Source organism: [Pseudomonas] carboxydohydrogena, from assembly GCF_029030725.1.
GTDB classification, from domain to species: domain Bacteria; phylum Pseudomonadota; class Alphaproteobacteria; order Rhizobiales; family Xanthobacteraceae; genus Afipia; species Afipia carboxydohydrogena.
In genome coordinates this window covers 2,872,717-2,894,916 of the sequence record NZ_CP113162.1, presented here as the reverse complement: position 1 = coordinate 2,894,916, position 22,200 = coordinate 2,872,717, and the positions used below count along the sequence as shown (strand labels likewise).

The 22,200-nt window shown below is 64.5% G+C and carries 23 protein-coding genes; 11 read left to right on the top strand and 12 right to left on the bottom strand.

Translation table 11 applies throughout. The features are described 5' to 3' along the window. Positions 1 to 166: 166 nt before the first annotated feature. Together groL and groES are read right to left on the bottom strand one after the other, a co-directional pair. On the bottom strand, positions 167 to 1,819 hold the full coding sequence (gene groL, locus AFIC_RS14020; RefSeq protein WP_275246837.1) for a chaperonin GroEL: 1,653 nt from the start codon (positions 1,817 to 1,819) through the stop codon (positions 167 to 169). A 51-nt stretch (positions 1,820 to 1,870) separates the two neighbouring features. Then, positions 1,871 to 2,167 (bottom strand): co-chaperone GroES, encoded by a 297-nt coding sequence (gene groES, locus AFIC_RS14015; RefSeq protein WP_275246836.1) that lies wholly within the window; start codon positions 2,165 to 2,167, stop codon positions 1,871 to 1,873. A gap of 285 nt (positions 2,168 to 2,452) precedes the next feature. Between groES and AFIC_RS14010 the strand changes: the two genes are divergently transcribed. Both AFIC_RS14010 and AFIC_RS14005 read left to right on the top strand, forming a co-directional pair. Next, positions 2,453 to 2,950, top strand: a complete 498-nt coding sequence (locus AFIC_RS14010) for a hypothetical protein (RefSeq protein WP_275246835.1) — start codon at positions 2,453 to 2,455, stop codon at positions 2,948 to 2,950. Positions 2,951 to 3,184: 234 nt separating this feature from the next. Continuing rightward, positions 3,185 to 4,387 (top strand): MFS transporter, encoded by a 1,203-nt coding sequence (locus AFIC_RS14005; protein ID WP_275246834.1) that lies wholly within the window; start codon positions 3,185 to 3,187, stop codon positions 4,385 to 4,387. A 58-nt stretch (positions 4,388 to 4,445) separates the two neighbouring features. On the opposite strand, the gene AFIC_RS14000 is transcribed toward AFIC_RS14005, so the two are convergent. Further along, positions 4,446 to 5,216 (bottom strand): protein phosphatase CheZ, encoded by a 771-nt coding sequence (locus AFIC_RS14000; RefSeq protein ID WP_275246833.1) that lies wholly within the window; start codon positions 5,214 to 5,216, stop codon positions 4,446 to 4,448. Between the two features lie 292 nt (positions 5,217 to 5,508). On the opposite strand from AFIC_RS14000, the gene AFIC_RS13995 reads away from it, so the two are divergent. After that, the gene (locus AFIC_RS13995) at positions 5,509 to 6,255 is read left to right on the top strand and encodes a L,D-transpeptidase (RefSeq protein ID WP_275246832.1); all 747 of its coding nucleotides are present in this window, start codon (positions 5,509 to 5,511) and stop codon (positions 6,253 to 6,255) included. 77 nt (positions 6,256 to 6,332) lie between these two features. Here the strand turns inward: AFIC_RS13995 and AFIC_RS13990 are convergent, their stop codons facing one another. The 6 genes from AFIC_RS13990 to AFIC_RS13965 form a co-directional block, all read right to left on the bottom strand. Next, positions 6,333 to 7,139, bottom strand: coding sequence for a DUF2076 domain-containing protein (locus tag AFIC_RS13990; RefSeq protein WP_275246831.1), 807 nt, complete (start codon positions 7,137 to 7,139; stop codon positions 6,333 to 6,335). Positions 7,140 to 7,260: 121 nt separating this feature from the next. Then, complete coding sequence (locus tag AFIC_RS13985) at positions 7,261 to 8,094, bottom strand: ChbG/HpnK family deacetylase (RefSeq protein WP_275246830.1); 834 nt, start codon at positions 8,092 to 8,094, stop codon at positions 7,261 to 7,263. Beyond that, a complete protein-coding gene (locus AFIC_RS13980; RefSeq protein WP_275246829.1) occupies positions 8,091 to 9,140 on the bottom strand; it encodes a glycosyltransferase family 2 protein in 1,050 nt (349 codons plus the stop codon). Before AFIC_RS13980 ends, AFIC_RS13985 begins: the two co-directional genes overlap by 4 nt. Positions 9,141 to 9,219: 79 nt before the next feature. Beyond that, positions 9,220 to 10,197 (bottom strand): ATP phosphoribosyltransferase, encoded by a 978-nt coding sequence (hisG, locus tag AFIC_RS13975; RefSeq protein ID WP_275246828.1) that lies wholly within the window; start codon positions 10,195 to 10,197, stop codon positions 9,220 to 9,222. After that, positions 10,194 to 11,333, bottom strand: coding sequence for an ATP phosphoribosyltransferase regulatory subunit (locus AFIC_RS13970; RefSeq protein WP_275246827.1), 1,140 nt, complete (start codon positions 11,331 to 11,333; stop codon positions 10,194 to 10,196). The genes hisG and AFIC_RS13970 overlap by 4 nt, the downstream gene beginning before the upstream one ends. Positions 11,334 to 11,412: 79 nt before the next feature. Further along, entirely contained in the window at positions 11,413 to 12,180 is a 768-nt protein-coding gene (locus tag AFIC_RS13965) for a 16S rRNA (uracil(1498)-N(3))-methyltransferase (RefSeq protein ID WP_275246826.1), read from the bottom strand. 172 nt (positions 12,181 to 12,352) lie between these two features. On the opposite strand from AFIC_RS13965, the gene AFIC_RS13960 reads away from it, so the two are divergent. Next, entirely contained in the window at positions 12,353 to 13,066 is a 714-nt protein-coding gene (locus AFIC_RS13960) for a hypothetical protein (RefSeq protein ID WP_275246825.1), read from the top strand. 39 nt (positions 13,067 to 13,105) lie between these two features. Next, positions 13,106 to 14,041, top strand: coding sequence for a 4-hydroxybenzoate octaprenyltransferase (gene ubiA, locus AFIC_RS13955; RefSeq protein ID WP_275246824.1), 936 nt, complete (start codon positions 13,106 to 13,108; stop codon positions 14,039 to 14,041). A 15-nt stretch (positions 14,042 to 14,056) separates the two neighbouring features. Here ubiA and AFIC_RS13950 read toward each other — a convergent pair whose 3' ends face one another. Continuing rightward, positions 14,057 to 14,590, bottom strand: a complete 534-nt coding sequence (locus AFIC_RS13950) for a DUF6101 family protein (RefSeq protein WP_275246823.1) — start codon at positions 14,588 to 14,590, stop codon at positions 14,057 to 14,059. A 296-nt stretch (positions 14,591 to 14,886) separates the two neighbouring features. Between AFIC_RS13950 and AFIC_RS13945 the strand changes: the two genes are divergently transcribed. From AFIC_RS13945 to lpxK, 6 genes are read left to right on the top strand one after another with little or no spacing between them, the layout of a single operon-like run. Continuing rightward, positions 14,887 to 16,281, top strand: coding sequence for a TldD/PmbA family protein (locus AFIC_RS13945; protein WP_420833398.1), 1,395 nt, complete (start codon positions 14,887 to 14,889; stop codon positions 16,279 to 16,281). After that, positions 16,268 to 17,086, top strand: coding sequence for a 3'(2'),5'-bisphosphate nucleotidase CysQ (locus AFIC_RS13940; protein WP_275246821.1), 819 nt, complete (start codon positions 16,268 to 16,270; stop codon positions 17,084 to 17,086). The genes AFIC_RS13945 and AFIC_RS13940 overlap by 14 nt, the downstream gene beginning before the upstream one ends. Before the next feature lie 41 nt (positions 17,087 to 17,127). Continuing rightward, positions 17,128 to 17,376 (top strand): DUF4170 domain-containing protein, encoded by a 249-nt coding sequence (locus AFIC_RS13935; RefSeq protein WP_275246820.1) that lies wholly within the window; start codon positions 17,128 to 17,130, stop codon positions 17,374 to 17,376. Beyond that, positions 17,373 to 18,086 carry a lysophospholipid acyltransferase family protein gene (locus AFIC_RS13930; RefSeq protein WP_275246819.1) on the top strand — a complete coding sequence of 238 codons (714 nt, stop codon included), beginning with the start codon at positions 17,373 to 17,375 and terminating at the stop codon, positions 18,084 to 18,086. The genes AFIC_RS13935 and AFIC_RS13930 overlap by 4 nt, the downstream gene beginning before the upstream one ends. Next, positions 18,079 to 19,383, top strand: a complete 1,305-nt coding sequence (locus AFIC_RS13925) for a 3-deoxy-D-manno-octulosonic acid transferase (protein WP_275246818.1) — start codon at positions 18,079 to 18,081, stop codon at positions 19,381 to 19,383. Before AFIC_RS13930 ends, AFIC_RS13925 begins: the two co-directional genes overlap by 8 nt. Further along, on the top strand, positions 19,376 to 20,386 hold the full coding sequence (gene lpxK, locus AFIC_RS13920) for a tetraacyldisaccharide 4'-kinase (protein WP_275246817.1): 1,011 nt from the start codon (positions 19,376 to 19,378) through the stop codon (positions 20,384 to 20,386). The genes AFIC_RS13925 and lpxK overlap by 8 nt, the downstream gene beginning before the upstream one ends. 4 nt (positions 20,387 to 20,390) lie before the next feature. Here lpxK and AFIC_RS13915 read toward each other — a convergent pair whose 3' ends face one another. Both AFIC_RS13915 and xseA read right to left on the bottom strand, forming a co-directional pair. Then, the gene (locus AFIC_RS13915; protein ID WP_275246816.1) at positions 20,391 to 20,618 is read right to left on the bottom strand and encodes a DUF2093 domain-containing protein; all 228 of its coding nucleotides are present in this window, start codon (positions 20,616 to 20,618) and stop codon (positions 20,391 to 20,393) included. A gap of 104 nt (positions 20,619 to 20,722) precedes the next feature. Further along, positions 20,723 to 22,162 (bottom strand): exodeoxyribonuclease VII large subunit, encoded by a 1,440-nt coding sequence (xseA, locus tag AFIC_RS13910; RefSeq protein ID WP_275246815.1) that lies wholly within the window; start codon positions 22,160 to 22,162, stop codon positions 20,723 to 20,725. Positions 22,163 to 22,200: the final 38 nt, after the last annotated feature.

The window sequence follows — 22,200 nt, the reverse complement described above, 5'->3', positions numbered from 1 at the left end:
TTTGAACGCCATCTCATTGCCGGAATAGCGTTTTCCTCGTTTCAGGCGATTGAGGGGCGGGTATTATTTGCCGCGAGCGGCGCCGTGCCCGCAGTGAAAGTATCGGCAACAAAAAAAGCCGCCCGAAGGCGGCTTTTCGTTTTCCGGAAAGATGAAGGTCGAGAGCTTAGAAGCCCATGCCGCCCATTCCTCCCATGCCACCCATTCCGCCGCCGCCCGGCATCGCCGGGGCTGCTTCCTTCGGCAGTTCGGCGACCATGGCTTCGGTGGTCACGAGGAGACCAGCGACGGAGGCTGCGTCCTGCAACGCGGTGCGCACCACCTTGGTGGGGTCGATGATGCCCTTGGCGACCATATCGACATATTCCTCGTTCTGGGCGTCGAAGCCGAAGGTCTCGGTCTTGTTGTCGAGAATCTTGCCGACCACGATCGAGCCCTCGACACCGGCGTTCTCCGCGATCTGACGGATCGGGGCTTCCAGCGCCTTGAGGACGATGTTGATGCCAGCCTGGACATCGGAGTTGTCGTTGTTGATGCGGCCGACAGCCTTCTTGGCGCGCAGGAGCGCGGTGCCGCCGCCCGGCACGATGCCTTCCTGAACGGCCGCGCGGGTTGCGTTGAGCGCGTCCTCGACGCGATCCTTCTTTTCCTTGACCTCGATCTCGGTCGCGCCGCCGACGCGGATCACCGCGACGCCGCCCGCAAGCTTGGCGAGACGCTCTTGCAGCTTCTCGCGGTCGTAGTCCGAGGTGGTTTCCTCGATCTGCGCCTTGATCTGGTTGACGCGCGCTTCGATGTCCGCCTTCTTGCCGGCGCCGCCGACGATGGTGGTGTTCTCCTTGTCGATCACCGCCTTCTTGGCGCGGCCGAGCATCTTCAGCGTGACGTTCTCGAGCTTCATGCCGAGATCTTCGGAGATGAGCTGGCCGCCGGTGAGGATCGCGATGTCCTCAAGCATGGCCTTGCGGCGATCACCGAAGCCCGGTGCCTTGACGGCCGCGACCTTGAGGCCGCCGCGCAGGCGGTTGACGACGAGGGTAGCGAGCGCCTCGCCCTCGATGTCCTCGGCGACGATCAGGAGCGGCTTGCCCGACTGAACCACGGCTTCCAGCACGGGCAGCATGGCCTGCAAGCCGGTGAGCTTCTTCTCGTGCAGCAGGATGTAGGCGTCGTCCAGCTCTGCGGTCATCTTCTCGGCGTTGGTGACGAAGTAGGGCGAGAGATAGCCGCGGTCGAACTTCATGCCTTCGACAATGTCGACCTCGGTGTCGAGCGACTTGGCTTCCTCGACCGTGATGACGCCCTCGTTGCCGACCTTCTGCATCGCCTGGGCGATCATCTTGCCGATGGTGGAATCGCCGTTGGCCGAAATGGTGCCGACCTGGGCGACCTCGGAAGACGACGCGACGGGCTTGGAGCGCTTCTCGATGTCCTTGATGACGGCGGCGACGGCGATGTCGATGCCGCGCTTGAGGTCCATCGGGTTCATGCCGGCGGCAACCGACTTCGCGCCTTCGCGCACGATCGCCTGGGCCAGCACGGTCGCGGTGGTGGTGCCGTCACCGGCGAGGTCGTTGGTCTTGGAAGCGACCTCGCGCACCATCTGCGCGCCCATGTTCTCGAACTTGTCTTCGAGTTCAATCTCCTTGGCGACGGTGACGCCGTCCTTGGTGATGCGCGGCGCGCCGAACGACTTGTCGATCACGACATTGCGGCCCTTCGGGCCGAGGGTGACCTTCACCGCGTTGGCGAGGATATCGACGCCGCGCAGCATGCGTTCGCGCGCGTCGCCCGAGAATTTAACGTCCTTGGCAGCCATGAGAAATTACTCCGAATTGAGATGTCTTGAATGATGTCGGGAGAGGCTGCTTCAGCCCAGCACGCCGAGGATGTCGGATTCCTTCATGATGAGGAGATCCTCGCCGTCGAGCTTGACCTCGGTGCCGGACCACTTGCCGAACAGCACGCGGTTGCCGACCTTGAGGTCCATCGGGATCAGCTTGCCGCTCTCGTCGCGTCCGCCCGGACCGACAGCGACCACCTGACCTTCGGAGGGCTTTTCCTTGGCGTTGTCGGGAATGATGATGCCGCCCTTGGTCTTCTCTTCGGCGTCGATGCGCTTGACGACGACGCGGTCGTGCAGCGGACGGAACGTGGTCTTGGCCATGGTGAGGTCCTTCAGCGTTGGGTTTCAGCGTTTTGGGATCGGGCGAAGCGAGAGCCGCCCTTCGGACGAGATTGGCAGTCCCATTTTGGGAGTGCTAATAGTGTTGCCGAGGGGAAATATGGGTTGGCGCTTTCCCTGTCAAGCAACGCTGCCAGCTTAAGACCTTGGTGAGGTCATTATATGATGCTCGAAGCCATCATCCGCATTCGCGAACAGTGACTTTGAGAGAACGTCGCCGCTTGCCAGGCTGGCCAACGTGGTTCATGAAGTCGTGTAGGAGAATTTATGATCAGTCTGCGCACCGCTTCAAAATTGGTGATGGTTTCGGTTCTTGCCGCCTGGATCGGTGGTTGCAGCAGTTTCAGCCTCAACGGCAACACGCCGGTTTCGCAGGAACCGGCGGCGCCGCCGGAAATCCCTTCGACCATTCGCGCCGATGAACTGGTCGGCCGCTGGGGCCTTGCCGCCTATCACAAGCCGGAAGACCGCGTCCGGACCGAGAATGCCGCGCGCGGGCAATGCAGGCAGCCTTACGTGATCGGCAAGGGGCCGACCGGGGGCGTGATCATGCATCTCGCCGACGAGGCGACCCCGCAGGAATTGCGCCTCAAGGGCAGCCAAAGCGGGAAGAACTATATCGGCCCCGCGGGCCCGGCTGGCGGACCGCAGGATCGCGAGATTGTCTCCTTCGACGGCCGGGTGCTGACCACGCGCTTCATCGATCCGGATGCTGCGACGCGATACGGCACCATGGTCTATGTGCGCTGCGCGCCGCGCGCATAGAAACGCTGCGCGGGCTGCTCTTCTGTAATCCGCGAATCCTGACATCATGCGCGTGTCGCGAATTCGTAGCTCTCCCCGCCATGCAGCACCTTGTGTAGCGAACTTCGGATTCGAAAGGGCACGCGCTAGCCTGCGATTCTAAGCCTGTGATTCGAGTATGATTTGGGTTCAGAAATTCGCTTGTGGGACGCGCCGGGAAAATAATGCGAATTTCGGAACCGACACACTAGCAACATGACCATTTTCGCCGGACCGGCCGCGCTGATCGCAGGGCCTCGTCGCGCGGTGGCGGTGCTGTGCGCGACCCAGATACTGGGGTGGGGCGCGCTGTTCTACCCTCCCGCGCTCACCATGACTTATATCGCGGAGGCCCATGGCTGGTCGCTGCCGCTGGCGCTGTCCGGGTTTTCCATCGCGCTCGGCACCTCGGGCCTGTGCGCGCCCTATGCCTGCGGCCTGATCGACAAGCGCGGCGGCAATCTGGTGATGTCCGTCGGCGCGTTGATCGGGTCCGCCGGACTGCTGCTGTTGCCGCTGGCGCCGAATTACCCGCTCTATTTGCTGGCCTGGCTCCTGATCGGGGTTGCCATCGCCTCCTGCCTCTACGATCCCGCCTTCACCACGCTGACGCGAATCTACGGCATGGCCTCTCGCGGGCCGATCACGGTCGTGACATTTTCCGGCGGGCTTGCCTCCACCGTCGGCTGGCCTCTGATGCACTTCCTGATCGAGCAATTCGGTTGGGAGAGCGTGTTCTTCACATGGGCCGCTGTGCTCGCTTTTCTGATCGCGCCGCTGCACTGGTTTGCGCTGCCGAGGCGCAGGGCGCAGGTGAAGGTGCCGGTTCCAGAGGCCGACGAACCGGTCGCGAAGAAACGCTTCATCCAGCCTCACGGCTGGCCGTTCATCCTGATGGCGGCGGGTTTCGCGGGCCACGCCTTCGCGCTGTCCGGCACCACGACGCACCTTTTGCCGATCTTGCAGCGCGGCGGAATCGATCCCGGGCTTGCCGTCACGATCGGCGCGATGTTCGGCCCCGCCCAGCTCGTGACGCGGTTTGCGGATTTCGCCAGCAGGGGGCGGCTGCATCCGGTCTGGGTGGCACGTATCTCGATGGGCAGCATGGCGGTCGCGTTCGCGATCCTGTCGTTTGCCGGCATCTCGATATTGCATGCCATGATTTTCGCGATCTTGTTCGGTGCCGCCAATGGCGTGATGACGATCGCGCGCGGGGCGCTGCCGCTCGCGACGTTCGGCCCGGCGGGATACGGCCGCGTGGTCGGGCGGATTTCGCGGCCCGGACAGATCATGCAGGCACTGGCGCCGTTCATTCTGGCCTTCGTGATCGACCGCTGGTCGGATCAGGCGGCGCTCGAGATCATGATCGCGACGATTGCGCTGGCGCTGTTGTGCTTTTCATTGCTGCGGCGGGTGTGAGGCAAAACAAAAGCGTCCCCGCCGAGGCGGGGACGCTGAGAAGGGTTGGCGGCTTTTTTTAATTGAACAGTGCGTCGATATCGTTCTGCGAGGCGTGGCCTTCGTCGCCGTCGAGCTTCGGGCCGTTGAGCAACTTGGCGTCGCCCTCGCGGGTGTCGAGAATGGCCGGTGCATGCGCCTTGATGGCATCGACGCCGCCCCAGATATCCATCATGACGTTGATGTGATGTTCGATGAATTTCATCGTGTTCATCACCTTGCTGATGCGCTGGCCGGTGAGGTCCTGGAAGTTGCAGGCCTCGAAGATGCTGATGACGCGCTCGGAGATGTCGGCGACCATGCGTTCCTGCTGATCGGCCGAAGTGCCCTTGGCGAGCGCGCTGGCCGCCTGGTCGATGGCTTCCGCCGCCGCGAGAATCTGGTCGGTGGCTTCCTCGGTGCCGCCGACGATGGCGCCGAGTTCGCCCGTGACCTTGGACATCTCGTCGCCGCTGAAGCTCGTGCCGTGCAGCACGGCGATTTCCTGCTTGGTGCGGTTGATCGCTTCGTGGATCAGGTCGAGTTCGACCTTGAGCTTCTCGCATTGGGCGATCTGTGCGCGGTAGGATTCGAGCGTCGCCTTGGCGTTGGCTTCTTCCTGCGCGAGGGTGGTGTTGCTGTTTTCGGCCTTGGCGCGGGAGCCCAGGGTGATCCGGCCCATCTGTTCGCGGATGACGCGCAACTCGGTCATGATGCGTTCGTGCATCTGATCGGAGCCTGTCTCGTTCAATTCCGGCATGGCGCCGAACTGTAATTCTTCAATGCGGAAACGCTTGCGTTGAGCAGTCATGGAATTCTTCCCCAACCTCAATGCACAACCTCTAGCGGCCGGCTATTTAACGCGTGGTTCATGGGCATTTTTGGGGAACCGAAAACTTTGAACATGCTCAACGGGAATTAACCATGAGCCTGCGTCTTTCATTAAAAATAAACGCTGTTGGGAAGAACGCGTGTGGCCGCGCAATGTGGTGAATCGAAACGCAGCTTTCGTTTACCAAAACTTCCGCGGTCGCATTGTTACATCGGGGTGCGAGGCGTCGTCTCGCCCGCATGATCCGTGACGAACAGTACAGAGTACGTCCATGTCCGCAAAAATCCGCCTCGCGCTCGTTGCCGCCGCATGCCTGACCGGCATGAGCTATCCCGCGTTCGCCCAAAGCGCCGGGCCTCAGGTTTATTATGCCTCGCAGCCCGAAAGTGCCCCACAGCAGGTCGCCTACCGGCAGCCCGCCAATAACAATATGGGTGGCGGCTTCATCCAGTTTCTGTTCGGCGGCGGCGAGCAGGCCGCGCCGGTGTATCAGCAGCAGGAACCGTACGATCCGCGCCAGCGCGGCTATGGCTATCAGCAGGAGCGCGCGGTTGAAGCGGCGCAGCCCGGCTTCGATCCGCGCTATGAAAAGCAGGTGGTCGATTATAACGGCAAGGAAGCGCCGGGCACGCTGGTGATCGATACGCCGAACAAGTTTCTCTATCTGGTGCAGGGCAACGGCCGGGCGCTGCGGTACGGCGTCGGCGTCGGCAAGCCCGGCTTCATGTGGTCCGGCGTGAAGACGATCTCCGCCAAGCGCGAGTGGCCGGACTGGACGCCGCCCGCGGAAATGATCAAGCGCCGTCCCGACCTGCCGCGCCATATGGAAGGCGGCCCGGAAAATCCCCTTGGCGCCCGCGCGATGTATCTCGGCTCGACGCTGTATCGCATCCATGGCTCCAACGAACCGTGGACGATCGGCACCAACGTCTCCTCGGGCTGCATTCGTATGCGCAACGAGGACGTCATCGACCTCTATGGCCGCGTCAAGGTCGGCACCCGCGTCGTCGTGCTCTAAGCAACTCCGGTTCTGAACATGAAAACGGCCGCTGTCGCAGCGGCCGTTTTTATTTGCGGATGCGCGACGCCTAAGGGTTACGCGAAGTCGCTGTCGTCGGAATCGAAGCCGGCATCGTCGAAATCGCCGTCATCGTCGTCCTGGTCCTGATCCTGGTCGTCGTCGCGGTCCTGCTGGGCATCCTGGGCCTGGTCGGCGAAACTCTGGCGGCGATCCTCGATGCCGCCACTGTTATTTTTGCCGATGTCGTTGATGCCGGCATCGCGCGCGAGGGGGTCATTGCCGCCGCCGCCCCACGGATTGGCGGAACCGCCGCCGAAGCTCTGCTGCTGGCCGCCGCCGAGCCCGCCAAGGCCGCGGAAGCTGTTCATCAGGATCGAGCCGCCGATCATGCCGGCCGCGGCTGCCGCCGCCGTGCCGAGGAACGACGAGCCGCCGCCTTGCGCCTGAGGGGCGCCGTAACCCGGCTGGCCATACCCGCCCGGTGCGCCACGCGGATCGGCATAATTGTCCGCCTGACCGAGCACCTGACCGGTGTTCCACACTGGCCGCGCGTTCGGACTGGACGGCGGTACGTTCGGCACCGAGCCGCGCGCGGCGGCCGTGTTCGTGTTCTCGCCGAACAGCGAGCCACGCAATGAATCGAGGAAGCTGCCCTGATTTTGCGGGCGCTCGCCCGCCTCGAGCTGCTCGATCCGAGCGGCGGCGTGCCTGAGTGCCTCATCCTGCAACAGCGCGGTCTGCACCAGCGCGTAGACGGCATTCGGCGCGCGCCGCAAACCGGCCATGATCGCGGATTCCGCCTCGGCATCGCGCGGGGCGGTTTCGAGCTTTTCAAGCCGGCCGAACAGATCGTCGATCAACTGGCGCTCTTGCGGGGTCATCGTCCTCTCCACATCGTTGGGCGAATGATTCTAGGAACGATCTAGGCGGGTTTTGGATCGGGAGTAGCGGGAGCGGAGATTAAATTTCGCCAAGGTGGCATTGCCCTGCGGCAAACTGCCTTCATGCCCTGTCCAGAGAAATGCCAAGTTCATCGAGCAGGCGAGGGAAATCGTCGCTGGCGAGATAGGCATGCTCGCGCTCGCGCTGGTCGGTGAGGGGATCGAGCGCCCGCAAGGTTTCATCGACGAAACCGGGATGGCACATCACGAGGCCGCCATCGGGAAGGTTGTTCAGGAAGCCCCGCATCAGGCTGCCGAAGTCGGGCAGGGTGTGGAAATCATAGGCCCCTGCAAAAGCGGGATTGGTGCGAAGACCGCTCGCGGCGCAACGCTTGCGGAAGGTCGCGCTCAACGCATCGAGCAGCATCGCCTTGGGATTGCCGAGTTGCAAGGATGTGTGTGCCCGCCCGCATTGCCGCGCCCATGCCTCGGGTGCCGCGTCGCGCGCGGCCCGGATGAAGCCGTCGCGATTTCCCGGAAACAACTGGACGTGCTGATGGCCGTCGAGATAGGCGGGCGGCCCGCCGAACAGTTCGCGAAACAATGCGATCTGCGCCATCACCTCGGCATGGACGAATTCGGCATCGAGGCGCCGTAACAGTGCCATCCGCAAGAGTTTGCCCACGGGCCAGAACATGCCGCCGTCGAGCGGACGAAAGTGCATCGTCAGCGGAGAGAACGGCGCGGTCAGCGTGACATGCAGGCCGATGTCGCATCCGTTCGCGGCGGCGCGCGAGAGTGCCTCGGCTTCCTCGCGCGTGGCGGCGGGGCCGACCACCATCACCGATGTGGCGTTGAGACGGCGGCGTTCGATCAGGTCGCGGATGGCACGGTTGACGCCTTCGCTGATGCCGTAATCGTCGGCGCACAGCGTGATGCGACGCAGGCTGCTCACACCGGGTCCGCCGTGCGCGAGGGTGTCTCGGCGGCTTCCACATGGCCGCTTGTGGTGCGCAGCGATTGCTCGGCGACGAAATAGATCGGCCGGGCTTTCAACTCGGACAGGATCTTGCCGATATACTCGCCGAGCACGCCGATCACGATCAACTGCACGCCACCCAGCGTCATCATGCCGACGACGAGAGAGGGATAGCCCGGAACCGATTTTCCGGTCGTCAGCGTCTCCCACATGATCGAGAGGCCGAACAGGAGCGCAAAGAAGGCGATCAGCACGCCGAGCAGGCTCGCCACCCGCAATGGTGCGACCGAGAACGAGGTCAGACCTTCGATCGACAGGCCGAGCAAGCGCCTCGTGTTGAAGGTGGTGGTGCCGAAGGCGCGCGGCTCGGGCTCGTAATCGACCCGCATCTGGCGGAAGCCGATCCAGCTTGTGAGGCCTTTGAAGAAGCGGTTGCGTTCCGGCATCATCCGCAAGGCCTGCGCCGCGCGCGGCGACAGCAGGCGGAAGTCCCCTGCATCCTCGGGAATTTTCTGGCGCGCGCCCCAGTTCACCAGCGAATAGAAATTGTGAACTGCGAAACGGCGCAACACCGACTCGTTCTGGCGATGCGCCTTGGCGGTGTAGACGACATCATAGCCGCCCTCGATCCAGTGACGCACCAGTTGCTCGGCGAGATCCGGCGAGTGCTGGCCGTCGCCATCCATGAACAGTACCGCGCCCAAGCGGGCATGGTCGAGGCCCGCCATCAGCGCCGCCTCCTTGCCGAAATTGCGCGACAGCGACACCGTTTGCACGTCGAGACTGTCGGCGGGCAGGTCGCGCGCCACCGTCAGCGTGGCGTCGGTCGAGCCGTCGTCGACATAGATCGCCTCGCAGGGCAGGCCGTAGCGCTGCTTCAGCTTGAGCGCGAATGTGGAGATGCGATCGTGCAGCGCTGCAAGGCCCGGTGCCTCGTTGAGCAAGGGCACCACGATGGACAGCCCGCGCGTGGTGACGGGAAGTCTCTCGCGAATGGAGGCTGGAACCTCGGAGCCGGGCATGAATATCAATTCCTCGAAAGAGCCAACCCCGATATGGCGACGGCAAGAGAGTTTCGCCAAGGGGCAGTCATGTCGCGTCTCATGTTCCGAGAAAGGCTTCGAGCCGCGAAAACAACGGATTGTCGCGGGCCATCACGTAATCGAGCGAGCCGATGCTGACCGTGTCCGCGCCGCGCGCGCGCAACAGGCTGCCGAGCGGGTAAAGCTGCGCGGGCGGGCAGTGCAGCGTCAGGATGCCGGACGATGCGGGACCGCCGAACGGTGCGACGGCGCCGAAGCGGTCGTGAATCTCGGTCAGCAACGCATCGTCGCAATTGGCGAGCCGGGTGCGGACTTCCTTGTATTTCGCGGCGCGGGCGCGGGCGGCAATATGATCGAGAATGACGCGCGCGGTTTCGCGCGCCTCCGCGGTCCAGTCGGCGGCGCGGGAGGCGACGAGATTGGCCTGACTGCGCAGCATCGTGCCGTCGTCGAGCACCTTCAGGCCGTTGGCGGCCAGCGTCGCGCCGGTCGTGGTGATGTCGACAATCAGTTCGGCTGCACCGCTCGCGGGTGCGCCTTCGGTCGCACCCGCGCTCTCGACGATGCGATAATCGACGATGCCGTGCAGCGCGAAGAAGTGGCGCGTCAGGTTGATGTATTTGGTAGCAACCCGCATGCGGCGGTTGTGCTTGACGCGGAACGAGGTTGCGACGTCGTCGAGGTCGGCCATGGTACGCACATCGATCCACGCCTGCGGCACGGCGACCACCACATTGGCGCTGCCGAAGCCGAGAGACTCGATCAGCATCACGCGCCTGTCGGCGTCGGCGATGCTTTCGCGGATCAGATCCTCGCCAGTGATGCCGAGGTGGATTTGCCCGCGCGCGAGTTGCGCCGCGATCTCGCTGGCGGAGAGATAGGCGATCTCGACGTTGTCGAGGCTCACGATGGTGCCGCGATAGTCGCGCGCGCCGCGCGGCTTGGCGAGCGTAAGACCCGCGCGGGCGAAGAACGCGTCGGCGTTTTCCTGAAGCCTGCCCTTGGAGGGGACTGCGAGAACGAACGGATTGCTCATGCGGCGTCTCCCGCCTTGGCGAGCGCGTCGATCCAGATCGAGAATCCGACGGCGGGAATGGGAGAAGCAGAGCCGAGCCGCGTCAGCAAATCGTCATAACGGCCGCCGCCGACCAGCGGTTCGCCGCCATTGTTGCTGCGCCTGATCTCGAACTCGAAGCCGGTGTAGTAATCGAGGCCGCGCCCGAAGGATGTCGCGAACGCGATTCTGCCGGTGTCGATGCCGCGCGCCGCCATGAAGCCGATGCGGCTCTCGAACTCGTCGAGCGCCGTGTTGATATTGATCCCGGCGTCGGCGGTGAGGTTGCGCAATTGCGCCAGCGCCTCGTCGGGCTCGCCCGCAATGGTCAGGAAGCGCTCGATCAGCGTCAGCGTCTCGCGCGGCAGCGTGCCGCCCTTCAGGGTCGATTGCTCGAGGAAGCGGTCGGCGATCTCGGCGGTGGTGCGGCCGCCGACATTCTCGGTGCCCGCGATCGACATCAGATCGGTGACGAGCGCCAGCGCCGCCTTGCGGTCGGAGCCCGCGAGCGCCGCGAGTACGCCTTCATAGTCGCTCGCCCCCGCGCCCTGCGTCAGGTTCTCGACCTCGGCGGTGATGCTGGTCTTGCGGTTGAAGCATTTCACCAGCCGCCGCCGCCACACCGGCGCGAGCTTGAGTGCATCGATCAGCGCCATGAACAGCGCCGCGTCGCCGCTGCGAATATCGAGATCGCGGACACCGAAAGCGGAGGTCGCCTCGAGCGCCAGCGCCATCATCTCGGCATCGGCTGCCGTGCGGTCGCTGCGTCCGAAGGATTCGACGCCTGCCTGCATGAATTCGCTGGGCTTGCCGCCGCGAAAGCGGAACACCGGGCCGAGATAATAGAAATTTCCCGGCTGGCCCGCGCGGCGCGAGGCCAGGTAGTCGCGGGCGACCGGGATGGTGAGGTCGGGGCGCAGGCACAGGTCCTCGCCGTTCGGATCGGTGGTGAGGTACAGGCTCTTGCGGATGTCCTCGCCGGACAGGTCGAGGAACGGCTCGGCCGGTTGCAGGATCGCGGGCGCGGCCTGCTCGTAGCCGGCGCCTGCGAACGCCGACAGCAGGGCATCCGCCCGGGCGGCGGACCCGGTCACGGGCGAGGTGGGAGCGGTATTCATCGGAAAGTCCGTAAACGATCAATTTTGCAGCCGTTTAACACGGTAAGGCCCGGGTTTCGATGGGGAAACTCAAAGTGCCTTAACGGGAATCCGCCCCTTCGGGCTGTCTCCAGTCGCCCAGCGCGGCCTGAACCAGCGCCAGCGCGGCCACGGCGGCGGTATCGGCCCGCAGGATGCGCGGGCCGAGCGAAAGGCGCACCAGGCGGGGCTGGCGCAGCAGCAACGCGCGCTCCTCCTCCGAAAAGCCGCCCTCCGGCCCGATCAGCACGTCGAGGCCTTTTATCTTGCCTGCCTCCGCCCCCAAGGCTGCAAGCGGATCGGCTTGCGGCGCGGCCTCGTCGCAGAAAATCAGCAGGCGCTGGCCGTCGCGCTCCGAAAGGCGGCGCGCGAGCGGCTGCGGCTCATCGATTCCGGGCAGGTTGAGGATGCCGCATTGCTCGGCGGCCTCGATCGCGTTGGCGCGCATCCGCTCCGTGTTGACGCGGGAGACCTGCGTGAATTGCGTGAGCGTCGGCGCGAGCAGGCTTGCGCCCATCTCCACGGCCTTCTGCACCATGTAGTCGAGCCGGGCGTGCTTGAGCGGCGCGAACAAGAGATGCAGGTCGCAGGGCGTCTCCTGCGGCCGGGTCTGTTCGGTCAAGGCGAGATGTTCGGGGCGCTTGCGGCCTTCGATCTGCGCGCGCCATTCGCCGTCATGGCCGTTGAACACCAGAATGCTGTCACCGGCCCCGAGCCGCAGCACGTTGCCGAGATAATGGCCCTGCTCGCGTTCGAGCGCGATGCGGCCGCCCGCATCGAGCGGCGCATCCACGAACAGGCGGGGGCTTTTGAAATCGCGCTGCATCATCAAACCGCCGGTGTTTTAGAGCATGGAACCGGGCGAGAAAACCCGCCGAATTCACCGAAACGGGGGTCAAATGCGCCCAAGCGCCGCGCTATTGCCTGATTCGGCGGGTTGTTAAGGCTGACCCGGAATCGTAAAAGCAGGCGCAGGCGAAAGCCGCAGCCGGAGGAATGCCGTGATCTCATCTTGCTTGCCGCGTTGGACATTGGCCGTCGTCTCGGCCTGCGCGCTTGCCTCGGTTGGATCAGCGCCTGCGTCCGCGCAGATGGCATTCCCAGCTCCGTTGCCGGGACAGGCGGCCGCGCCCGCGCCGCAGCAGGCGAATACGAGTGCATTCCCGCCGATCAGCGGCAACGCGCCGATGAAGCCGATGAACACGCCGCTCGCATTTCCGTCTCAGGGCGTGGCCCCGATGGGGCAGGGATTCTCCGCGCCGGCCGAATCTCCGTCAGCGGCCGGGCCGGGTGGCGGCAATCAGGCGGATTGCATGAAGGGCTTCACGCCGCTGAAGCAGGAGGCCGAAAAGCGCGCCGAGGTCATCAAGGCGCTCGGCAAGCGCAAGGCGCCCGCGAGCGAGGCCTGCAAGGCGATTGGCGCCTTCGCGCAGTCAGAAGTCAAGATGATCAATTACATCAAGGCCAACTCGCAGCGCTGCGGCATTCCCGCTCAGGTCGCTCAGCAGATGGCTCAGGGCCACAAGGGCACCGAGCAGATGCGCGTGAAGGTCTGTAATGCCGCCGAGCAGCAGGCTCACGCACCGCGCGGAGGAGGGGCGATGAGCCTCAGCGAAGCGCTCGGCGCTACCACTGAATTGCCTGAGGCGAAGCCGACCAAGCGCAACGGCGGCTCCACCTTCGACACCCTGAGCGGCAATGTGCTGGCGCGCTAGGCTCTCATCGGCCTCCCGGGCCGGATGGTTTCATCTCCCATGACCGATTTCAGCGCGCCCGTGGCCGATGCGACGGCGAATTGGGTCGATACCTATGCGCCGTTGTGGGCGCGGCCCTATCTGCGGCTGGCGCGGATGGACCGGCCGATCGGGACGTGGCTGTTGCTGATGCCGTGCCTGTGGTCGGCGGCGCTCGCGGCCGGTGTCGCGGACGATCTCTCGCATCTGCCCTCAACGCTGATCCTGTTCGCCGTCGGCGCGCTGGTGATGCGTGGCGCGGGCTGCACATGGAACGACATCACCGACCGCGATCTGGATGCGAAGGTCGAGCGGACGCGCTCGCGCCCCATTCCCGCGGGACAGGTGACGGCGAAGCAGGCTGCGGTGTTTCTCGCGCTGCAATTGCTGACCGGCCTTGGCGTGCTGTTGCAGTTCAACTGGTTCGCGGTGGCGACGGGTATCGCGTCGTTGATCGTGGTTGCGGTCTATCCTTTCATGAAGCGCATCACCTACTGGCCGCAGGCGGTGCTCGGCCTTGCGTTTTCGTGGGGCGCGCTGATGGGCTTTGCGGTGATCCTGGCGCGGATCGATGCCGCCGCATTATGGCTCTATGCGGGTTCGATCGCCTGGGTGATCGGCTACGACACGATCTATGCCCATCAGGACACCGAGGATGATGCGCTGATCGGCGTGAAATCGACCGCGCTGCTGTTCGGGAAAAATACGCGAAGCTGGCTCGCGTTGTTCTATGCGCTGGCTGTAGCCCTGATCGGTGTCGCGCTGTGGTCGGCGGGTGCGGGCTTGCTCGCCTGGTTGGGATTGGCGGCGTTCGCGGCGCATCTGTCGTCGCAAATCATCCGTCTGCGCATTGCGGATTCGCCGCTGTGCCTGCGCCTGTTTCGCGGCAATCGCGATGCCGGTCTGCTGCTGTTCGCGGGCCTTGTGATCGACGCGCTGGTGCGGACCTGGAGTTAGGTCCGCCTCCCTTTTTCAATTCCGGGCGATGATTTCGCGTTCGCCGCGATGCATGGTCGGCTCCGATGCCGGACGTCCCGCCTTGCGGCGCGTGAGAAAGCGCGGCCTGCGGATGCGGATGACGTTGTGACGGCGGCGGCGCGGCGCGGGTTCGCCCGCGGATTCGCCTTCGTCCTCGACCTGCGGCAATGCCAGCACGTCGCTCCACACCGGCCATTGCCGTTCGATCTCATCGGCATCGGTGGTCAGAAGCAGCGGTACGGACAGAGAGGGATCGCGATGGATCAGCACGAGGGCTTCTGCGTCCTCGGTCTGCCGCCGCGCGATGCCGAGGAATTCCGGTACCCGCAATTGCAGCGTCATGCGCATGCCGCGCACCATGCGGCGCACCACGACGCGCTCTTGGTTGATTTCGATCTGCCGCGATCCGCCGTCGGCGCGGCCGTCGCGCGCCTCGAAACGGGCTGGCAGGGAAAGAGGGTCGAGCCGCAGATCGCGGCTCGACCCGGATGCGGGTTGAGTCCCGCTTAGTCCGTATTGACGCCTCACGTTCTTATCTCCCCGCCGGGATTATGTTCCCGGTCGATGCGGGGAGAATGTCAGGCGCGGCTCCGAATTCGCTTAAGAAGGCTGGTTAATCGGATGTTGCGCGCATCGCTTCGATTCGCATGCTTGATAAGAGGTTGGCCGACATGATTGACGAGACCTTGCGCTTTCGAGAAATATTGTAAGTTCTGCGATGGAATGCTTGCAGTCCGCGCCAAACAGGCACATCTCCATCCCTAACGCGTGTCAACCCAAGCGGCAGGATTTCGTTCGTGAACTCTTCACCAAACGCAGCATCTTTGGCTTCCCCTTCCCCGAACAGCGCCGCTTCATCTTCATCCGTCTCCGATCTGCTCGACCAGAGCGCGCTCACCGATATCGCGCAGCGCCTCGTCGAGGCCGCGAAAAAGGCGGGCGCGGATGCTGCCGATGCGGTGGCGGTGCGTGGCGTGTCGCAGGGCGTCGAAATCCGCGACGGGCGCGTCGAGGAATCGGAGCGTTCCGAGGGTGACGATGTCGGCCTGCGGGTACTGGTCGGCAAGCGGCAGGCTGTGGTCTCCACCAACGACATCAGCGGCGACAATGTTGCCACGCTCGCCGCGCGCGCGGTGGCGATGGCGAAGGTCGCGCCGGAGGATGCATTCGTGGGCCTTGCCGATCCGGCGCTGCTTGCGAAGGATTTTCCGAACCTCGATCTGCTCGACCGCGACGTGCCGTCGCTCGCTGAACTCGAACGCCGGGCCCATGAGGCCGAGGAGGCCGGGCTTGCGGTGAAAGGCGTGACCAAATCCAGCGGCGCATCGGCCTCGTCCGGCATCGGCGGCATGGTTCTTGTGACCAGCACCGGATTTCATGGCGCTTACTTGCGTTCGAGTCAGGGGCTCTCGATGACCGCGATCGCGGGCGAAGGCACCGGAATGGAACGCGATTACGATTTCACCTCCGCCATCCACGGCTCGGATCTCGCCGCGCCACACGAGATCGGGCGCAGCGCCGGCGAGCGCGCCGTCGCCCGCGTCAATCCGCGCAAGGTTGCGACCTGCAAGGCGCCGGTGGTGTTCGACCCGCGCGTGGCGGGATCGCTGATCGGGCATCTGATCGGGGCCGCGAATGGCGCGTCCGTCGCGCGCAAGACCAGCTTCCTCAAGGACAAGCTCGGACAGCAATTGTTCGATGGCGGCATCCGCATCATCGACGATCCGCTGCGGGTGCGCGGCCTGCGCTCGCAGACCTTCGATGCGGAAGGCGTGACGGTAAAGCGGCGCGCCATCGTGGACGAGGGCGTGCTGACCACATGGCTGCTGGATTGCGCGACCGCGCGCGAGCTTGGCATGGCGACGACCGGCCATGCGCACCGTGGCGTCTCGTCATCGCCGTCGCCCGGTGCCTACAATCTGCATCTCGAGCCCGGTGACGTAACGCCTGAAGAATTGATCTCCGACATCAAGGAAGGTTTCTACATCACCGATCTGATCGGCTCGGGCGTCAATGGCGTCACCGGCGATTACAGCCGCGGCGCTTCGGGATTCTGGATCGAGAACGGCAAACTCACTTATGCGGTGAGCGAGGTCACGATTGCGGGGCATCTGTTCGATATCTTCAAGTCGATGCGGCCTGCGAACGATCTCGTCTTCAAGTATGGCGTGAACTCGCCGACCGTGCGGATCGAGGGGCTGACGATTGCCGGGCGCTGACGACCAGCTTGCGGCCGAGGCGGCGCTTCTCGCAGGCTCGCTGCGCGAGGCCGGACGGCTTGCGGCCGCAATGTTCGGCACCGATGTGAAAAGCTGGATCAAGGGCGGTTCGTCGCCGGTCTCCGACGCCGATATCGCGGTCAACCATTTCCTCGAGGAGCGGTTGCGCTCTTTCAACCCCGATTACGGCTGGCTGTCGGAGGAAAGCGCCGACGATCTCGCACGGCTCGACAAGCCCCGCGTCTGGGTGGTCGATCCGATCGACGGCACCCGTGCGTTCCTGAACAAGCGCAAGGACTGGTCGATCAGCGTCGCGCTGGTCGAACATGGAGTTCCCGTGCTCGGGTGTGTCTATGCGCCGATGAGCGATGAATTCTATCTGGCCGAACGCGGCAAGGGAGCGACCCTCAACGCCAGTGCGATCAATGCCGCGCGCGGCACCGACCTCGATCTGACGCGCATTGCCGCGCCGCAGTCGATCCTCGATCGCGTGGCGAAAATCTCGGGCGGCACCGCCGGGTATCCGAGGATCGGTTCGCTCGCGCTGCGGATGTGCCGTGTCGCCAATGGGGCCCTCGACGCCGCCTTTGCGGGCGGCCATAGCCGCGACTGGGATATCGCCGCCGCCGACCTGATTATCAGCGAAGCGGGAGGGGCCATGACCGAGTTGACCGGCGAAAACCTTCGCTACAACGGCCCCGAAGTGGCCCACGGCATCCTGATGGCGGCTGGCCAGTCCCGGCATCGGCACCTTTTGGAAGCCCTTTCCCACAAGCCGGTTTTTAATGCCAATGCGCCTATTTGAGGCTTGAATTACCGCGCCGGTCCGTGTTTCTAGGGGCCATCATGCCGGATCCCGCACCGCCTCAATTGCTTCATCTCGTCATCGGTGGGGAGGTCTCCGCCCTCGATGACACGACCTTCAAGGATTTGTCGAAGGTCGAGACGGTAGGCCTGTTCCCGAACTATGCCACCGCCTATCAGGCGTGGAAGGCGAAGGCGCAGCAAACCGTCGATAACGCACACATGCGCTATTTCATTGTGCATATTCACCGTCTGCTCGATCCCGGACACGATTCGAAAACCGGACATTGAACTTGTCGCTTCGTAAACTGGGCCGAGCCGGCTGGGTGCAGCAGACTGCGGGTTTCCTCGCGGCCGAGTTTTTGCGCCTGGTATGGTGGACCAACAGGTTCGAATACGATCCGCCGGATGTGTACGAGCAGGCCGAGCATCATATGCCGGTGATCGTCGCATTCTGGCACGGACAGCATTTCATGATGCCGTTCTTGAAGAAGAAGAAATATCCCGCCAAGGTTTTGATCTCGCGTCACCGCGACGGCGAGATCAATGCGATCGCCGCCGAACGGCTCGATGTCGGCACCGTGCGCGGCTCCGGCGATCACGGCTCCGAGTTTCACCGCAAGGGTGGCGTGGGGGCGTTCAAGGCGATGCTGCGCACGCTGGACAGCAACATCAACATGGCGCTGACGGCGGACGTGCCGAAGGTTGCGCGCAAGGCCGGGCTCGGCGTCATCATGCTGGCACGTGAATCCGGGCGGCCGATCCTGCCGGTGGCGATCGCGACCAGCCGCTTCAAGCGGCTGAGCAACTGGGACCGCTCGGTGATCAACCTGCCGTTCGGGCGCGGCATCATGGCGGCAGGCGAACTGATCCATGTGCCGGCGGATGCAGACGACGCCGCGATGGAAACTCTGCGCCAGCAGCTTGAAGGTGCGCTCAATGCCGTGAACCGTCTCGCCTATACGCGGGTCGGTCATCCCGATGAGGGTCTCAATGGCTGACGCCCTGCCGGTGACGCTTGGTGTTTACCGGCGAGCCTCGGCTTTGGCGGCGCCCTTGGCGGGCCTTCTGATCGGACGCAGGCTGAGGCAGGGCAAGGAAGACCCCGCGCGAATCGATGAACGCCGGGGCATCGCGAGCGTGGCGCGGCCGCCGGGGCCGCTGGTCTGGATTCATGGCGCCAGCGTCGGCGAGGTGCTTGCGGCGGCGGAATTGATCGACCGGCTGCGCGCGCTCAATCTGCGTGTTCTTCTGACTTCGGGCACGCGCACCTCGGCGGAGATCGTCGCGCGGCGCTTTCCTCCCGACGTCATTCATCAGTTCATTCCCTTCGATGTTCCGGCTTTCGTCGAGCGCTTCCTCGATCACTGGAAGCCGGGGCTCGCGCTGTTCATCGAATCCGATCTCTGGCCGAACCTGCTGCTGTCGGCTGCCGACCGGCGGTTGCCTCTCGTCCTGATCAACGGGCGGATGTCGCCGCGCTCATTCCCGCGCTGGCGCAAGGCGCGCGGCACCATCGCGGCGCTGCTGTCGTGCTTCGATCTGTGTCTGACGCAATCCGACATCGATCACGAACGCTTCGCCGCGCTCGGCAGCCCCAATGTCATGACCTCGGGCAATCTCAAGCTCGACATCAAGGCGCTGCCCGCCGATCCCGAAAGGTTCGACCGGCTGAAAGCGGCGACGGGACGGCGGACGGTTTTCGTCGCGGCCTCGACCCATCCCGGCGAGGAAGAGATCATCATCGATGCGCATCGGCGTCTGGCCAGGGATATTCCCTCGCTTCTGACGGTCATCGTGCCCCGTCATCCCCAGCGCGGGCCGGCCATTGCGCAGTTGGCCGCCGTCTCCCGTTTGCAGGTGCAGTTGCGTTCGCGCGGCGATCTGCCTTCGGCGGATACGGATATTTATGTTGCCGACACGATGGGCGAGCTCGGGTTGTTCTATCGCATCGCGCCGGTGGTGTTCATGGGCGGCTCGCTCGTTCCACACGGCGGACAGAATCCGATCGAACCGGCCAAGCTCGATGCCGCGATTCTGCATGGGCCTCATGTGTTCAACTTCAAGGATATTTATGCCCAGCTCGATCGCGAGGAGGGCGCGCTGCTCGCGCGCGATCCCGAGGAATTCGTAACGCTGCTGCGTCATCTGCTCGGCAATCCGATCGCGCGCAATCGCCTTGCCGCGTCCGCGCAAAACGTGGTCGTGCGGCTCGGCGGCGCTGTCGACAAGACGATGGCGGCGCTGGAACCTTATCTGTTGCAGATGCGGATCGAGCAGGGGGCAGCCGATGCGTGAGCCAGATTTCTGGTACGCATCGCCCTCGCTTACCTCGCTGCTGCTCGCGCCCATTGCCGCGATCTATGGCGCGGTGACGGGCGCGCGCATGGCGCGTCAGGGCGCACGCGCGGCTGTTCCGGTGATTTGCGTCGGCAACTACCATCTCGGCGGTGCGGGCAAGACGCCGACCACGCTGCGGCTGGCCGAGATGCTGCGCGCGCTTGGCGAGACGCCGTTCGTGGTCAGCCGCGGTTATGGCGGCAGTCTTGCCGGGCCGGTGCGTGTTTCGGACCATTCCGCGGCCGAGGTCGGCGACGAGCCGAAGATGATGGCGCGCCATGTTCCGGTGATCGTCGCACGGGACCGCGTCGCGGGCGCGGAGCTGGCGAGGGGCGAAGGCGCGAGCGTGGTCCTGCTCGATGACGGATTTCAGAATCCGGCGCTGGAGAAGGATGCATCGGTGGTCGTGATCGACGCCGCGCGCGGGCTCGGCAATGGCCGCGTGTTTCCGGCGGGGCCGCTGCGCGCACCGCTTGCCGGGCAGATCGCGCGCACCAACGCGCTGATTGTGATCGGCGAGGGCAATGCCGCGAACGATGTCGCGCAGGGCGTGGTGCAGCGTGGCGGCCTCGTGTTGCGGGCTTCGTTCGTGCCGGATGAATCGGTTGTCGTGCGGTTACGGAACAAGCGCGTGCTGGCCTTTGCCGGGATCGGCGATCCGGCTCGGTTTTTTGCGACGCTGCGCGCGCACGGCATCGAGGTGGTCTCACAACGCGCGTTTGCCGATCACCATCCATTCACGGCTGACGACATCGATGCGCTAACGCGCGAGGCGGGGGCGGATGCGCTCACCCTTGTGACGACGGAAAAGGATTTGGCCCGCCTCGAAGGCGATCCCGCGCTTGCAGCTTATGCCGCGCGGATCGTTCCGTTTCCGGTGACGCTGCGGATCGAGGATGAGGGCGCGCTCGAGGATTTCCTGAAAGAGCGCCTGCGCCGGGCGCGGCAGGCGCGCCAATAGACCCTCAGGTTTTTTTCTTCACGGAACCGGGAAAGGTCCGCTCCATCGCGGCCTGCGGGGTTGCATAGGCCTCCTGCCGGTCCACGCTCCACAGCGCGAGTTCCTCCAGCGGAATGTGATCGCCGGTCACGGCGCACACCACATAGGTGCCCGGAGACAGAATGCGGAAGTCGCCGTCGAGATATTCGACCTTGGCTTCGCCACGGCCGGACGGCCCGAATTTATTCAACAAGATGAATTCTCCCGAAAGCCCGCCCCGGCAATCCGATCGGGCACAAGGACTGTACCACAGATAGGCCATGGAAAGGCGAGGTCAACCGGCAATCTGGCTCGGCGTCAGAACAGATCGCCCTGAACCTTCTTTGTGTCCGGCGTGGCGAGTTTGGCGGGCTTTGCCGGTTTCTTCGCAGTAGTTGGCGTGTCGTGAGCGGTGGCCGCGATGCGGCCGTCGGCGAATTCGATGCTGATGTGTTCGCCCGCGCCGACCTGTGCCGCGTGGTGCAACGGCAGGCCGGTTTCATCGCGCACCAGCGCGAAGCCGCGCGACAGCACGCCCTTGTAGGATAGCGCCGCCAGCATCTGCGCACTGTGCTGGATACGGGTGCGTCGCAAGGCGATGAATTGTTGCGAGCATCGCCGCGCGCTTTCGGAGAGGCGGTTGACCTGATCTTTCGCGCGCGCGATCTGGCCGCGCAGCGTGGTGACGGTGAGACGGCCCGCGATCATCGACAGGCGGCGGTCATAGACATGGGTGTTGGCGCGGAGCGCGCGCGGCAGTTGCGCGGCGGCGCGGTCGAACCGCTGGCGAGGGATCGCGAGCAGGTCGGTCAGTCTCGGCAGGCCGCGCGCCGCGCTGCGCAATTCGGAGCGCCGGTTTTCCTGGCCGCGCTGCCAGCAGGCGAAGGAGCGGCGCGCCAGCGAGGAAATCTCGATGGCGAGATCGGCGCGGACCGGCACCGCCATTTCGGCGGCGGCGGTGGGCGTTGGCGCGCGCTTGTCGGCGGCAAAATCGATCAGCGTGATATCGGTCTCGTGGCCCACGGCGGAGATCAGCGGGATCATGCTGGCCGCCGCCGCGCGCACTACAATCTCCTCGTTGAACGACCACAAATCTTCCAGCGAACCGCCGCCGCGCGCCACGATCAGCAAATCGGGGCGCGGAATTTTTCCGTCTTCCTCAAGCGCGTTGAACCCTTCGATGGCGGCGGCGATCTGCTCCGCCGAGCCTTCGCCCTGCACCCGCACCGGCCACACCAGCACGCGACGCGGAAACCTGTCTTCGAGGCGATGCAGGATGTCGCGGATCACCGCGCCGGTGGGCGAGGTGACGACGCCGATCACCTCCGGCAGCCATGGCAGCAACTGCTTGCGCGCCTCGTCGAACAGTCCTTCGGCGGCGAGCTTCTTCTTGCGCTCCTCCATCAGGGCCATCAGCGCGCCGACCCCGGCGGGCTCGATGGCCTCGATCACGATCTGATATTTCGAGGAGCCGGGATAGGTCGTGAGCTTGCCGGTGGCGATGACCTCGAGGCCCTCCTGCGGCTTGAACTTCATCCGGCCGTGGACGCCTTTCCAGATCACCGCCTCGATCTTGGCGCTCTCGTCCTTGAGGGCGAAATAGCAATGGCCGGAGGCATGGGGCCCGCGAAACCCCGAAATCTCGCCGCGCACCCGGACGTGCCCGTAGGTGTCCTCGACGGTGCGTTTTAGCGCCGAAGACAGCTCGGAAACGGTGAATTCCGTGGCATTGGATAATTGTTCGGCGGCTTTGCTCATCGGTAATCGAATCTGGTCTTGTGAGGAAGTCCCATGAT

What these genes read in the sequence shown, in the direction of transcription:
- groL (WP_275246837.1), bottom strand. Translation starts at nt 1,819, where the DNA reads ATGGCTGCCAAGGACGTTAAATTCTCGGGCGACGCGCGCGAACGCATG.
- groES (WP_275246836.1), bottom strand. Translation starts at nt 2,167, where the DNA reads ATGGCCAAGACCACGTTCCGTCCGCTGCACGACCGCGTCGTCGTCAAG.
- AFIC_RS14010 (WP_275246835.1), top strand. Translation starts at nt 2,453, where the DNA reads ATGATCAGTCTGCGCACCGCTTCAAAATTGGTGATGGTTTCGGTTCTT.
- AFIC_RS14005 (WP_275246834.1), top strand. Translation starts at nt 3,185, where the DNA reads ATGACCATTTTCGCCGGACCGGCCGCGCTGATCGCAGGGCCTCGTCGC.
- AFIC_RS14000 (WP_275246833.1), bottom strand. Translation starts at nt 5,216, where the DNA reads ATGACTGCTCAACGCAAGCGTTTCCGCATTGAAGAATTACAGTTCGGC.
- AFIC_RS13995 (WP_275246832.1), top strand. Translation starts at nt 5,509, where the DNA reads ATGTCCGCAAAAATCCGCCTCGCGCTCGTTGCCGCCGCATGCCTGACC.
- AFIC_RS13990 (WP_275246831.1), bottom strand. Translation starts at nt 7,139, where the DNA reads ATGACCCCGCAAGAGCGCCAGTTGATCGACGATCTGTTCGGCCGGCTT.
- AFIC_RS13980 (WP_275246829.1), bottom strand. Translation starts at nt 9,140, where the DNA reads ATGCCCGGCTCCGAGGTTCCAGCCTCCATTCGCGAGAGACTTCCCGTC.
- hisG (WP_275246828.1), bottom strand. Translation starts at nt 10,197, where the DNA reads ATGAGCAATCCGTTCGTTCTCGCAGTCCCCTCCAAGGGCAGGCTTCAG.
- AFIC_RS13970 (WP_275246827.1), bottom strand. Translation starts at nt 11,333, where the DNA reads ATGAATACCGCTCCCACCTCGCCCGTGACCGGGTCCGCCGCCCGGGCG.
- AFIC_RS13965 (WP_275246826.1), bottom strand. Translation starts at nt 12,180, where the DNA reads ATGATGCAGCGCGATTTCAAAAGCCCCCGCCTGTTCGTGGATGCGCCG.
- ubiA (WP_275246824.1), top strand. Translation starts at nt 13,106, where the DNA reads ATGACCGATTTCAGCGCGCCCGTGGCCGATGCGACGGCGAATTGGGTC.
- AFIC_RS13935 (WP_275246820.1), top strand. Translation starts at nt 17,128, where the DNA reads ATGCCGGATCCCGCACCGCCTCAATTGCTTCATCTCGTCATCGGTGGG.
- AFIC_RS13925 (WP_275246818.1), top strand. Translation starts at nt 18,079, where the DNA reads ATGGCTGACGCCCTGCCGGTGACGCTTGGTGTTTACCGGCGAGCCTCG.
- lpxK (WP_275246817.1), top strand. Translation starts at nt 19,376, where the DNA reads ATGCGTGAGCCAGATTTCTGGTACGCATCGCCCTCGCTTACCTCGCTG.
- xseA (WP_275246815.1), bottom strand. Translation starts at nt 22,162, where the DNA reads ATGAGCAAAGCCGCCGAACAATTATCCAATGCCACGGAATTCACCGTT.